The organism is Conexibacter sp. CPCC 206217, from assembly GCF_030646165.1.
Taxonomy (GTDB): Bacteria; Actinomycetota; Thermoleophilia; order Solirubrobacterales; family Solirubrobacteraceae; genus Conexibacter.
The window spans coordinates 514,396-527,128 of sequence record NZ_JAUTDO010000003.1; the positions used below are offsets into that span (position 1 = coordinate 514,396).

Annotated in this window: 10 protein-coding genes; 3 read left to right on the forward strand and 7 right to left on the reverse strand. The window is 72.2% G+C overall.

Annotation, left to right across the window (positions count from 1 at the left end):
- Positions 1 to 8: 8 nt before the first annotated feature.
- Complete coding sequence (locus Q7L65_RS10740; protein WP_304721051.1) at positions 9 to 3,314, forward strand: AAA family ATPase; 3,306 nt, start codon at positions 9 to 11, stop codon at positions 3,312 to 3,314.
- Positions 3,315 to 3,370: 56 nt separating this feature from the next.
- Here the strand turns inward: Q7L65_RS10740 and Q7L65_RS10745 are convergent, their stop codons facing one another.
- The gene (locus Q7L65_RS10745; RefSeq protein ID WP_304721053.1) at positions 3,371 to 4,294 is read right to left on the reverse strand and encodes an aldo/keto reductase; all 924 of its coding nucleotides are present in this window, start codon (positions 4,292 to 4,294) and stop codon (positions 3,371 to 3,373) included.
- A 28-nt stretch (positions 4,295 to 4,322) separates the two neighbouring features.
- On the opposite strand from Q7L65_RS10745, the gene Q7L65_RS10750 reads away from it, so the two are divergent.
- Positions 4,323 to 5,225 (forward strand): DMT family transporter, encoded by a 903-nt coding sequence (locus Q7L65_RS10750; RefSeq protein WP_304721054.1) that lies wholly within the window; start codon positions 4,323 to 4,325, stop codon positions 5,223 to 5,225.
- Positions 5,226 to 5,367: 142 nt separating this feature from the next.
- Here Q7L65_RS10750 and Q7L65_RS10755 read toward each other — a convergent pair whose 3' ends face one another.
- Complete coding sequence (locus Q7L65_RS10755; RefSeq protein ID WP_304721055.1) at positions 5,368 to 6,069, reverse strand: trans-aconitate 2-methyltransferase; 702 nt, start codon at positions 6,067 to 6,069, stop codon at positions 5,368 to 5,370.
- 53 nt (positions 6,070 to 6,122) lie between these two features.
- Between Q7L65_RS10755 and Q7L65_RS10760 the strand changes: the two genes are divergently transcribed.
- Complete coding sequence (locus Q7L65_RS10760) at positions 6,123 to 6,467, forward strand: DUF3817 domain-containing protein (RefSeq protein ID WP_304721056.1); 345 nt, start codon at positions 6,123 to 6,125, stop codon at positions 6,465 to 6,467.
- A gap of 41 nt (positions 6,468 to 6,508) precedes the next feature.
- Here the strand turns inward: Q7L65_RS10760 and Q7L65_RS10765 are convergent, their stop codons facing one another.
- The 5 genes from Q7L65_RS10765 to Q7L65_RS10785 form a co-directional block, all read right to left on the reverse strand.
- On the reverse strand, positions 6,509 to 7,717 hold the full coding sequence (locus tag Q7L65_RS10765; RefSeq protein ID WP_304721058.1) for an MFS transporter: 1,209 nt from the start codon (positions 7,715 to 7,717) through the stop codon (positions 6,509 to 6,511).
- A gap of 63 nt (positions 7,718 to 7,780) precedes the next feature.
- Positions 7,781 to 8,620 (reverse strand): carbohydrate ABC transporter permease, encoded by an 840-nt coding sequence (locus Q7L65_RS10770; protein WP_304721060.1) that lies wholly within the window; start codon positions 8,618 to 8,620, stop codon positions 7,781 to 7,783.
- Positions 8,621 to 9,985: an ABC transporter permease subunit gene (locus tag Q7L65_RS10775; protein ID WP_304721061.1), complete on the reverse strand. Its 1,365-nt coding sequence runs from the start codon at positions 9,983 to 9,985 to the stop codon at positions 8,621 to 8,623.
- 3 nt (positions 9,986 to 9,988) lie between these two features.
- Positions 9,989 to 11,338 (reverse strand): ABC transporter substrate-binding protein, encoded by a 1,350-nt coding sequence (locus Q7L65_RS10780; RefSeq protein ID WP_304721062.1) that lies wholly within the window; start codon positions 11,336 to 11,338, stop codon positions 9,989 to 9,991.
- A complete protein-coding gene (locus tag Q7L65_RS10785) occupies positions 11,335 to 12,603 on the reverse strand; it encodes an ABC transporter ATP-binding protein (protein WP_304721064.1) in 1,269 nt (422 codons plus the stop codon). The genes Q7L65_RS10780 and Q7L65_RS10785 overlap by 4 nt, the downstream gene beginning before the upstream one ends.
- Between the last annotated feature and the right edge of the window lie 130 nt (positions 12,604 to 12,733).

The following is a 12,733-nucleotide window of genomic DNA, read 5'->3' on the forward strand; positions in this document are numbered from 1 at the left end:
CTGAGCGGATGCGCCTGCACCGCCTTCGTGTGACCGCCTTCCAGGCGTTCGCGGGCACCGAGCAGGTCGACTTCGACGCGCTCGGCGCGGCCGGCCTCTTCCTCTTTCACGGCGACACCGGCGCCGGCAAGACGACGTTGCTCGACGCGGTCTGCTTCGCCCTCTACGGCGAGGTCCCCGGCGCGCGCGCCCGCGACGCCCGCCTGCGCTCCGATCACGCCGCGGCCGACGTCAGAACCGAGGTCGAGCTGGAGGTCACCCTGCGCGACCGCCGTTTCAGAATCGTGCGGCGGCCGAAGCAGGAGCGACCGAAGCTGCGCGGCGACGGCGTCACCGAGGAAGGTCACGCCTGCACGGTCCAGGAGTTGCGTGACGGCGAGTGGACGACGCTCGCCGCCCGCCCCGAGGAGGCGAGAAGCGAGCTGGCTGACCCGCTCGGGATGTCGGTCGACCAGTTCTGTCAAGTGGTGCTGCTGCCCCAGGGCGAGTTCGCCGCCTTCCTGCGCGCCGGCAGCGACGACCGCCGCGTGCTGCTGGAGCGGCTCTTCGGCACCGAGCGCTTCGCCCAGGTCGAGTGGTGGCTGAGAGATCGCGCGCGGATGGCACGCGGTGAGCTGTACGACCAGCTCGGCACCGTGCGCGACGTCGTCTCGCGCCTGTCGCAGGCCGCGGACGAGCCGGCCCCCGAGCAATGGGAGCTCGATCCCGCGAGCGTGCGCGAGTGGGCCGGCGGCCTCAACGTCACCGCGCAGGCCAACGCGGTCACGGCACAGGAGGCCGCGGTCGGCGCCCGCAGCGCGCGTGCAAGCGCCGAGCGCGCGCTCACCGAAGCGACCGAGCTTGCCGAACGCCGCACCCGCCACGCCACCGCAGCCGCCGAGCTGGAAAGCTGGCGCTCACGCCAGACGACCCGCGACGATGCCGAGCGCGAGCTGCTGAGCGCCCGCGCCGCCGCCCCGATCGCCCCGCTCCTCGCCGCCGCCGAAGCCCGCGCGATCGAGGCCGAGGAGGCGCAGCAGGCGGCGGATGAGGCCTGGAACCGACTCGACGAAGAGGCGCGCGCCGCCGCGCTGCAGGGCGAGCGCGCGTCGGAAGCGGCCGCCCGAGCGCCGGAGCCCGAGGATCGAAGGATCACTGCGGTAGAGCAGCAGCAAACTGTCGTTCCTCCCGAAGAACCGACGCTTTTCGATCCGCCGGCGGCTCCGACGCTCTTCGATGCGCCGTTGTTCGGGGCGGAGCCGGCTTCCGAGCCGCAGCCCGACCCGCCCGTAGCCCCCGCCGCCGCCCCGCTGCGCGCTCACGCCGCCGAGCTGCGCACGCGTGCCGGCGCGCTGGGCGCGCTCGTCGCGGTCGAGGAGCGGTTGGAGCAGGACGAGCGGTCACTCACGGAGCTGCTCGGCCAGGCCGATGCCGCCACCGCAAGGGCGGCGACCGCCACCCAGGCGCTCGCCGACGCCGAGCAGGAGCGCGTCCGGCTCGACGGCGTCGCGCAGTCGGCCCGCCGCGCCGCCGACCGGCTCGAAGCGCTGGCGGCGGAGGCGAGCACCGCACAGGAGCGCGCCGAGCGCGCCGCGGACCGCGACCGGCTGTCCGCCGCGCAGACGAGCTTCGACGATCGCGTCCGCGCCGCCGTCGACGCCGAGCAGTCCGCCCGCACCGTCTGGCTCGACCTCCGCGAGCGCCGCCTCGCCGGAATGGCCGCCGAACTGGCCGCGAACCTGGCGCCCGGCGAGCCGTGCACCGTCTGCGGCTCGACCGAGCATCCGGCGCCGGCCCACCTCGCGACCGACATCACCACTGCGGCGGCCGACGAGCCCTCGGCGATCGACCGTGCCGCTGCCGCCAAAGCAGCGCGCCCTCCCGACATCCCCCTCGCCGAACGAGAAGAGACCGCGCAGGAAGCACACGCCGCATGCGCCGAGGAGCGCGCCGCGCTGGAGCGCGAGGCGGCCGCGAACGCGACGGCGCTGGCGGCCGCGCGTGCGGTCGCGGGCGACGCATCCGCCGAGGAACTGCGGGGGCTTGCAGCGCAGCTCGCCGAACAGGTCACGGGTGTGCGCGCGGAGGCCGGCGGGCTCGCGGGCGCGGAGCGGGCGTTGCGCGCGCTCGCCACCGCGACCGCCGCGCACGAGCAGCAGCGCCGTGACGCCGAGCAGGTCGCCGCCGCCGCCCGCTCCGCCCACGCCGAGCGCTCGACCGCGCTCGACGCCGACCGCACCCGCGTCCGGGACGCGCGCGGCGGCGCGGCGACGATCGCGCAGCGGATCGAGACCCTGCACGCGCGCACCGACGCGGCCGAGCACGCCGCCGTAGCGCTGGAACGGGCCGCCCGCGCCACAGCCGCCCGCGCCGAGGCGCACGCGGCCGCAGCGACCGCCGCGATCAACGCCGGCTTCGCCCCGAGCGATGAGGAGCTGCTCGCCGCCGCCCGCGCCCGCATCGCGATCGAACGCGCCGCAGCCGCCGTCCGCGACGCCACCGCGCTCGCCCAACTGGAGCAGCGCCTGCGCGCCTACGACGAAGGCGTCGCGAGCCGAACCGCGCTCGTGCAGGACCCGACCCTGAAGGCGGCCGCGGCGGCCGACGCGCCCGATCTTCCGGCACTGACCGCGGCGGCCCGGCAGGTGGCAGCGCAGGACGAGGCGAGTCAAGGACGGCACACGGTGCAGCAGCGCCGTCTCGCGGAGGTGACGAGCCTGACGGGCGCGCTCGACGACGCGCTCACCGCGCTCGCGCCGGTCGCCGAGCGCGAGCGCACGATCCGTGAGCTGGCGGCGCTCGTGGACGGCGGATCGGCCGCGAACAGGCTCAGAATGCGGCTCTCGGCGTACGTGCTCGCGGCGCGACTGGAGGAGGTCGCGGCGGCTGCGACGATCCGGTTGGAGCGGATGTCGAACGGGCGGTACGCGCTGATCCACGCCGACGACGGCGCGCGCGGCCGTCGCCGCGGCGGGCTCGACCTGAGGATCGTCGACGGCTGGACCGGCCGCGAGCGCCCGCCCTCGACGCTGTCGGGCGGCGAGACCTTCCTCGCCAGCCTCGCGCTCGCGCTCGGGCTCGCCGACGTCGTCGCCGCCGACGCCGGCGGCAGCCGCCTGGAGACGCTCTTCATCGACGAGGGCTTCGGCTCGCTCGACGAGCGCACGCTCGACGAGGTGCTCGACGTGCTCGACACCCTGCGCGAGGGCGGTCGCGCCGTCGGGATCGTCTCCCACGTCGCCGAACTGCGCCAGCGCGTCCCGGCCAAGCTGCACGTGATCAAGGGCCGCAACGGCTCCCATGTCGAGCAGTCCGCCGGCACGCCGGCCGGCTGATCTTCAACCCGCCACCACGTCCGCGATCGCCGTCCCATACCTGACGGCGCGCTCCCTCACCCCCAGGGCAGCGCCGAGCGCTCCCCCCAATACGTCTCGGGATCGCGCGCCAGCGGCGCCAGGCGGCCCTCGAGCGCGTCGGTCCAGACGACGTCGGTGGCGGCGAGGTTGCTGCGCAGCATCGCGGGGGTGACCGCGCCGCTGAGCACGACGTCGACCCACGGCCGCGCGAGGATCGCGGCGAGCGCGATCGCGTCCGGGGTCGTGTCGAGCTCCTGCGCGGCGGCGGCCAGTTCCGGCGGCGCGGCGTGCGCGGTCAGGCGGCCGTTCGCGACGCCCTCCTTCACCATCACCGTCAGACCGGCCTCCTTGGCGCGCGCGAGCGCGTCGCCGGCGCTGCGTTCGTAGAGGTTCCAGGTCGCCTGCACGACGTCGAAGCGCTCCAGCTCGACGGCGCGGTCGATCGTCGCGGCCTGCGCGGGACCGGTCGTGGAGAGCCCGACGCGCACGCCGCTGCGTCTCAGCTCCGCCAGCAGGCCGAGCACCTCCGCGTCCTCCAGCACGCCGCTCTCGATCGTCGCGGAGTGGATCGCGTAGACGTCGAGCTGGTCGCCGAGCAGCGAGCGCGTCTGCGCGAGCTGTCTGCGCAGCTGGTTGGCGTCGAGCTGCTTGCGCTCGTGCACCTCGGCGTCCATCCGCCACTGCCCGACGTAGGCGTAGCCCCACTTCGACGAGATCGTCAGCGCGTCGGGCGTGATCTCGCGCTCGTGCAGCCAGTCGCCGAGGAACTCCTCGGCGCGGCCGTAGGAGCGGGCGGTGTCGATCCAGCCGACGCCGGCGTCGCGCGCGGCGTCGAGCACGGTGTGCGCTTCTGCGCGCAAGGTCTCGACGGAGCGGTCCGCTCCGAGGTCCTCGTCACGTCCAAGGTTGATGTAGGCCGGCCGCCCGATGGCGGCGAGGCCGAGACCGATCTGCGGCATCCCTGCACACTTGCATACCCTGGACACAATGAGCTCTCGCGCATGGGCGGCATTCGCCACGATGTCGATCCTGTGGGGGATCCCGTACCTGTTCATCAAGGTCGCGGTCGACGACGGCGTGCCGCCCGCGTTCGTCGCCTGGGTGCGCGTGCTGATGGCCGCGTGCGTCCTGCTGCCGCTCGCCTGGCACGCGAGAACGCTCGGCGCGCTGCGCGGCCGCGGGCGCTGGCTGCTCGCCTACGCGGTGATCGAGATCTCGATCCCGTTCCCGCTGATCGCGTTTGGCGAGACGCACGTCTCCTCCTCCACGACAGCGATCGCGATCGCGACGGTGCCGCTGATCGCGTCGCTGCTGGCGCTGCGCTTCGCCCCCGGTGAACGGCTGACGGGCCGCCGGCTGATCGGGATGCTGCTCGGCTTCGCGGGCGTCGCAGCACTGGTCGGGATCGACGTGGCCGGCAGCGCCGACGAGCTGCTCGGGATCGGTGCGATCGTGATCGCGGCGGCCGGCTACGCATGCGGCCCGCTGATCGTCTCGCGCGGGCTGAACGGCCTCGACGGCCGCGCGACGATGGGCGTCAGCCTGCTGCTCGCGACGGTCGTGCTGACCCCGGTCGCGGCGCTCGACCCGCCGACGGAGGTCCCGCCGGTGGGCGCGATCGCGGCGATCGTCGTGCTCGGCCTCGTCTGCACCGCGGCCGCGTTCGTCGCCTTCGCCGAGCTGATCCGACTCGCCGGCCCGAGCCGCTCGGTGATCATCACCTACGTCAACCCGGTCGTCGCGCTCGCGCTCGGCGTCGCGCTGCTGGGCGAGCAACCGGGCGCGGGCGCGCTGCTCGGCCTGATCCTGATCCTGATCGGCTCGTGGCTGTCGACCGACGGGCGCTTGCCGCGGGTGGTCGAGCGGCGGTTGGCGGCGGCAGAGCGGTAGCGCGCGCTGCCGGCGTGCGGGTGCGCGAGATCGTCGGCGGACGTGCGGCCCGACGACCTCGTCGCCGGCCTCGACCAGCGCCGCCGCCGAGGAGCGGTCGATCGCTGGTCGTATGGACCAGCAACGGACCGCTCCTCGGCTGTCAGGTCGGCTTGCGTGCGACGATGACGGCGAAGCGGTGGTCGCGCATCGGGGCGTCGGGGTCGTCGAAGCCTGCGCGCGCCAGCCACTCCAACTGGTCCTCGACGGTCGCGCAGCGGTCGTGGCTCATCCGCTCCTCGGCCGCCTCCCACTGCTCGTCGGTGACGCCGAGCGATTTGCTCGTCGACTCGTGCCAGGCGCGGTAGCGGGCGGTGATCGCGTCCGTGCGGCCGATCACCTGCTCCGCGTTGACGAACACGCCGCCCGGCCGCAACGCCGCGAACGCGCGTGCGAACAGGTCGCGCTTGCCGCCGTCGTCGAGATGGTGAATCGCCAATGCGGAGACGATCGCGTCGTACGGGGTGCCGTCGGGAGCGGTCGGGAAGGGATCGCGCAGGTCGGCGACGTGAAACTCGGCCGATCCGACCGCCCCGCCCAACCGCTGCCGCGCCTGCTCCAGCATCGCGGGCGCGCCGTCGACCAAGACGACGTGTGCGGCCGGGTACGCGGCGGCGACCGTGCCCGCGAGCAGGCCGGTGCCGGCGCCCAGATCCAGGACCCGGGCCAACGGCGCGCCGGCGTCGGCGAGCGCGGCGACCGCCGTGCCGTAGAAGGCGTCGAAGGGCGGGATCAGCTGACGCCGGAGGTCGTCGGCGTAACGGGTGGCGTGCGCCTCGAACACGGCGCTGGCGTTGTCTTGCATAGCGTACAATCGTACAGGATCACAAACGGATCGCCAAGGGATATCGTCCGCGCATGCCTCCTGCCTCCCCTTCCGCCACCGCCGCAGCGCCGGACCTCGCCACCACGAGAAGGCTGCTGAACATCGTGCTCGCGATCGGCATCGTCGATCTCGTGCTCTTCATCGTCCTGATGTACGTCGCGGTCGTGGACCGCAACGACTCGCTCGTCAGCATCATCGGCCCGATCCACGGCATCGGCTTCCTCGCCCTCCTCGGCCTCACCGCCAAGGGTGCCGTCGACGGCCGCTGGGGCTGGTGGTTCCCGGCCATCACGCTGATAACGACCGGCCCTCCCGGCTCGATCATCGGCGACCTGATCCTCCGCAAGCAGCTCGCCGACCACCCGCAGGCCGCCTGAGCAAGCGCCACCAGGCCACCAGCCCCGGTGGCCCTTCGCGCCTAGCTCTCCGCCCGCCGCGCGAAGGCCGCGACCGTTGCGGTCAGCAGCGCCGTGATCGCCAGGGCGAGGGCGAGTGAGGTGGCGTCGGCGACGAAGCCGAGCAGCGGCGGGCCGGCCAGCAGGCCGAAGTAGCCCATCGTCGAGACCGCGGCGATCGCGGGGCCGGGCGCCATGTCGCGCACGCGGCCGGCGGCGCTGAACAGCAGCGGGACGCCGTTGGCGACGCCGAGGCCGAACAGCAGCAGGCACGGGATCGCGACGAGCGGCTCGCCGACGATCACCATCGCCAGCGCCGCCGCGGCCGCCAGCAGCGCGCCGCCGCGCAGCAGCCGCTCGGCGCCGAGGATGCGGTTGAGCCGGTCGCCGAAGATCCGCCCCAGCGCCATCCCGCCCGAGAAGACGCCGTAGCCGATCGCCGCCAGCGACGCGCCCGTCGCGAGGTCACGGTCGAGGTAGAGCGCCGACCAGTCGGTCATCGCCCCCTCGGCCATGAACAGCGCGAACACGAGCGCGCCGATCAGCGTCGCGGTGCGCGAGGGACGCACGAACCGCGCGCCGCGCCGCTCGCCTGCGCCCACCCCACGGCCACGGCGCTGGTCCGCATCGGCCGCACGCTCGTGCCCGTCGTCGTCCTCCTCCACCCCATGCCTGTCCGCCGACACATCCCCCAGGTGCGGCCCGGCCACGAGTCCGAGAACCAGCATCAACGCCATCGCGACGGCTGCCGCCGCACGCGGATCCGCTCCCACAGCGTGGCCGAGCGCGACGCCGCCGGCGCCGGCCAGGCCTCCGAGGCTCCAGCCCGCATGCAGCGACGACATGACCGGGCGCGAGGAGGCCCTTTCGACCGCGACGCCGTGGGCGTTCATCGAGACGTCGAGCACGCCGATCACGATGCCCAGCGCGAACAACGCCAGCGCGAGCGTCGCGACCGACGGCGCCAGCAGCGGCAGCACCCCCCCGAGCGGCACGATCAGCGCGCCCAGGCGCGTCAGCTGAGCGCTCGGGCGCCGCTGCAGCTCGCGACCCGTGAGCGGCATCGCCAGCACAGATCCCGCCGCCATCGCGAGCAGGCAGAGGCCGATCGTCGTCGTCGAGATGTCGAGCCGGTCGCGCACGAACGGCACGTTCGCCGCCCACGTGCCGATCGCGGCGCCGCTGACGAAGAACATCGCCGCCGTCGCAAAGCGGGGGCGCTGGAGGGCCATCGCACTCAGCCTGGCACACCCGCCCGGCGCCGGCCCGCCCACCCGGCGTCATGCACCGCCCGCCTACTTCACAGACCCCGCCAGCATCCCCTGCACGAAGTAGCGCTGGAACGCGAGGAAGACGCACAGCGGGATCGCCAGGGAGAGGAACGAGGCCGGGGCGATCAGGTCGATGTTGGAGCCGAACTGGCGCGTCTGGGAGAAGATCGCGACCGTCAGCGGCTGGGTGTCGCGGCCGAACGTCAGCGCGACGATCAGGTCGTTCCAGGTCCACAGGAACTGGAAGATCGCAAGCGATGCGATCGCCGGCAGACCCAGCGGGAGGATCAGGCGCACGAAGATCTTCAGCTCCGACGCACCGTCGATCCGCGCCGACTCGAGGATGTCTCTCGGGATCCCGGCGAAGAAGTTGCGCATCAGGAAGATCCCGAACGGCAGGCCGAACGCGACGTGGAACAGCACGAGGCCGAGCACGGTGTCGAACAGGCCGGTGTCGTTGTAGAGCGAGAAGATCGGGATCAGCGCGACCTGCAGCGGCACCACCAGCAGCCCGATCACGACGACGAACAGCCAGTCGCGGGCGGGGAATCTCAGCCACGCGAACGCGTAGCCGGCCAGCGAGGCGACGATCACGAGCAGGATCGTGTTGCCGACGGCGATCTGCACCGTCACCCACAGCGCGCTCATGATGTCTCTGTTGTCGAACAGCGCGCTGTAGTTGTCGAACGTCGCGATGCTCGGCTGCGCGACGACCTTCCACCAGCCCGTCGCGCTGATCTCGCTCGCCGGCAGCAGCGAGGTCAGGAACAGCCCGAACGTCGGCACCAGCCACATCGCCGCGACGACGATCAGCAGCAGGTTCAGCGGTCCGCGCGCGACGGCGCGCCCGATTCGCGCAGCCATCTACGCCTCCTCTCGCTTGAAGCGCCGGATGTTGAGCGCCAGCACGGGGATCACCAGGATGAAGAGGAAGACGGCGATCGCCGAGCCGAGCCCGAAGTCGTTGACGCCGCCGAACGAGGTGCGCCACATCGCCAGCGCGATCACGTTCGCGTCGTCCTGCGAGGACTGCGGCGCGACTGACAGGATGATGTCGAAGACCTTCAGGACGTTGATGATCATCGTGATGAAGACGACCGACAGGACCGGCGCCAGCATCGGCACGGTGACGCGCCGGAAGACCTGCCACTCGGTCGCGCCGTCGGTCCGCGCGGCCTCCAGCACCTCGCGCGAGATCGAAGCCAGGCCGGCGGCGATGATCACCATCGCGAAGCCCGCCCAGACCCAGATGTAGGCGATCATCACCGCGGGCGTGATCAGCTTCGGCCCCAGCCACGAGACGCCCTGAAACGGCGCCGCGAACGTCTGCGAGCCGACCGCGACTCTGTAGGTCGCACCCGCACCGACGTCTCTGAAGACGAACGCACCGTCGTCGGCGCTCGTCGCGGTCTGCACGACGCCGCCGCTGGAGTCACGCAGCTCGACCGTCGCGCCGGGGAGCCCCAGCTCGCCGGGCTCGACGACGCCCGCTCTGCCGCCGCCGGGCTTGAAGTCGCGCCAGACGGTGCCGGTGATCTCACCGTCGGCCGCTCTCGGCGCGACCGCCTGTCTGGCGCCGGCCGGCATGTCGGCCGGCGGGATCGCGGTCAGCCCGAGCACCGCGGTGTCGCCCGCTCTCACCGGTGCTCTCAGCACGAACCCGGTCGCCGGAGAGCCCGCGATCGTCGGCGACGAGCCCTGCCCCGTCGTCAGCACCCCGCTCTCTCCGAACGTGTCGTGGACGACCTTCAGCGCCGCGTTTATCGTGCCCTGCGACGGGTCCTTCTGGTCCATGATGTGCCAGATCACGCCGGCCGCGAAGAGCGAGATCGCCATCGGCATGAAGACGGCGGTCTTGAAACCGGTCGACCAGCGGATCCGCTCGGTCAGGACGGCGAAGACGAGCCCGATCGCGGTCACCAGCGCCGGCACGACGGCGACCCAGATGACGTTGTTCTTGATCGCCGTCTGGAGCGTGTCGGTCGTGAAGATGTCCTTGTAGTTGTCGAACGCGACGAAGTTGCCGCCGTCGCGGTCGAAGAAGCTGCGCACGATGGTCCAGATCGTCGGATAGACGATCCAGACGACGAGGAAGATCAGCGCCGGCGCGAGGAACAGCAGCGGCACGAGCGCCGCACGCCCGCGCCCGCCGCCGCCGCGCCGCCCGCCGGGGGCGCCGCCCGCCGCGCGGCCCGCCCCTCTTCCCCCGACTGTCGCCGACGCGCCCACGCCTCAGCCCGCTCTGAACGCTCTCGCCGCCGACGTCTCCAGCGCCTGCGCGGTGCCGTCTATGTCGCTGGGGTTCGCGAGGAAGTCCTGCAGGATCTTCCACTCGCCCTGGCCCGGCGTGCCACCGAACGCGGCCGGCGCGAGGTCGGACATGTCGAAGCGGAACGTTCTCGCGTTGGCGATCGCGGTCGCGACCGTCTTCGTGATCTCGTCCGGGTAGACGTCCTCGCCGACGCTTCTGTTCGGCGAGGAGAAGCCGCCGCGCTCGGCCCACGTGCTGGCGCCGTCGGGCGAGGCGAGGAACTCGACGAACGCTCTCACCGCCGGCGTGTCGCGGAAGGTCGCGATCGAGTCGCCGCCGCCGACGACCGCGTCCTCGCTGTCGCCGATGTTCGGGAACGGATAGACGTTGTAGCCGCTCTCCGCTCTCAATCTCGTCGACTCCGCGACGACGCCGGGGACGAAGTCGCCCTCTATGACCTGGGCGCCTCTGGGCGGATCCTGGAAGACGTTCTCGACCGAGGCCGGGAACTCCGTCTGCAGCGCGCCCTGCGTGCCGCCGACGATGTTCGATCTGTCGCCCAGCACCTGCGCCATCGTTCTCAGCGCGGATCTGACCGACGGGTCGGTCCAGGGGATTCTGTGCTCGCTCAGCTGGTCGTACTTGTCGGGACCGGCCTCGCGCAGGTAGATGTTCTCGAACAGGTCGGTGAGGGTCCAGCCGTCGGCCCCGCCGATCGAGTAGGCCGGCACGCCGGAGGCTCTGTACGTTCTCGCGTTCGCGAGGAAGTCGTCCCACGTCGCCGGGTCCGTCACACCTGCGTTTCTGGCCGCTGCGACGTTGTACCAGACGGTCGACTTGTTGGCGCCCTTGTAGACGAAGCTGAACAGTCTCCCGCCGATCGTGCCGAGCTTGACGAAGTCCGGCGCATAATTGGCGCTGACGGTGTCCTTCGCGTAGTCGATCGGTCTCAGCGCGCCCTGTCTCTGGAACTCTCTGATCAGGCCGGGCTGGGCGATCGTCGCGATGTCCGGCGGGTTGCCGCCCTGCACCGCGGTGCCGACGACCGTCGGCAGGTTGTCACCCGCGGAGGTGTATCTGACGGTGACGTCCGGATACTGCTCGTTGAACTTGTCGATGACGGCCTGGAACGATCTCTGCTCGTCGCCGGTCCAGATGCCGATCACGGAGACCGACCCTCTGACGTCGGCGGCGGTCGTCGTGGCGCCGCCGCCGGACGTGCTGGAGCCGCTGGTGCTGCCGCTGTCGTCGTCGCTGCCGCAGCCTGCCGCGAGCAGTACGGGCGCGAGCGCGAGCAGCGCTGCCGCCGTCGCGATGCGGTGCCGTGTCATGAGGTGATCGCTCCTTCCGTCTGGGGCACGGCGTCGTAGATGCCGAGCCCGGTGTCGGGATCGAAGAAGTGCAGGCCGCTCGTGTCGACGGCCAGCTCGACCGCGTCGCCCTCGGCGACGCGCGACTTCGGTGAGAGGCGACCGACGACCGTCGCCTGGTCCGCTCTGGCGTCGAGCGATTCGAGGCCCTTGTCCTCGGCCAGCTCGCGCACCTCGTCGGTCTGTGCGGCGCGTGCCGCGATCGTGGCGTGGACGTCGACCTCGGAGCCGAGCGCCTCGCGCAGCGTGACCTGCGCGCGCAGCCGGCGCTCGGCCGGCGCGTCGCCGCCGACGCTCGCGTCCTCCAGCGCCTCGGGCCGGATCCCGAGCACCAGCTGGCGCCCGACCCACTGCGCCAGCGCCGGCCGCGCCGCGACCAGCTCCTCGGGCAGCGTCAGCCGCTGCTCGCCGAGTTGGACGACGTATTCGCTGCCGCCCGCGCGCGTCCGCGCGCCATCGCCATCGTCACCGCCGTCGTCGCGCTCCAGCCGCGCCTCGACCAGGTTCATCGCGGGCGACCCGATGAAGCCGCCGACGAAGACGTTGACCGGGTGGTCGTACAGCTCCTGCGGCGTGGCGACCTGCTGCAGCTCGCCGCGCCGCATCACCGCGACGCGGTCGCCCATCGTCATCGCCTCGACCTGGTCGTGCGTGACGTAGATCGTCGTGACGCCGAGCGAGTCCTGCAGCCGCGCGATCTCCGCGCGCATCTGCACGCGCAGCTTCGCGTCGAGGTTGGACAGCGGCTCGTCCATCAGGAACGCCTGCGGCTCGCGCACGATCGCGCGGCCCATCGCGACGCGCTGGCGCTGGCCGCCGGAGAGGTTGCGCGGCTTGCGCTTGAGCCACTCGGTCAGGTCGAGCACGTGAGCGGCCTCTCTCACACGCCGGTCGATCTCGTCCTTGGGGACCTTCTTCAGGCGCAGCCCGAACGCGATGTTCTCGTAGACCGACAGGTGCGGGTAGAGCGCGTAGCTCTGGAACACCATCGCGATGTCGCGATCGCGCGAGGGCACGTCGTTGACGACGCGGTCGCCGATCAGCAGCTCGCCCTCGCTGATCTCCTCCAGCCCCGCGACCATCCGCAGCGCCGTCGTCTTGCCGCAGCCCGACGGCCCGACCAGCACCATGAACTCCTGGTCGCCGATCTCCAGCTCGACCGAGGAGACCGCGCGGGTCCCGTCGGGATAGATCTTGCTGACGCGATCGAACCGCACCTCGGCCACGGTGAACCGTCCCTTTCCGCTCGCACAGGGAAACGCTCGAGACGGGCGGCTCGCGCCAGCAACACCCCCTCCTCCTCCTTGACCATTCAGCTACCCCGCACAGACGGACGGCCAAACTCAAGCACCAGCC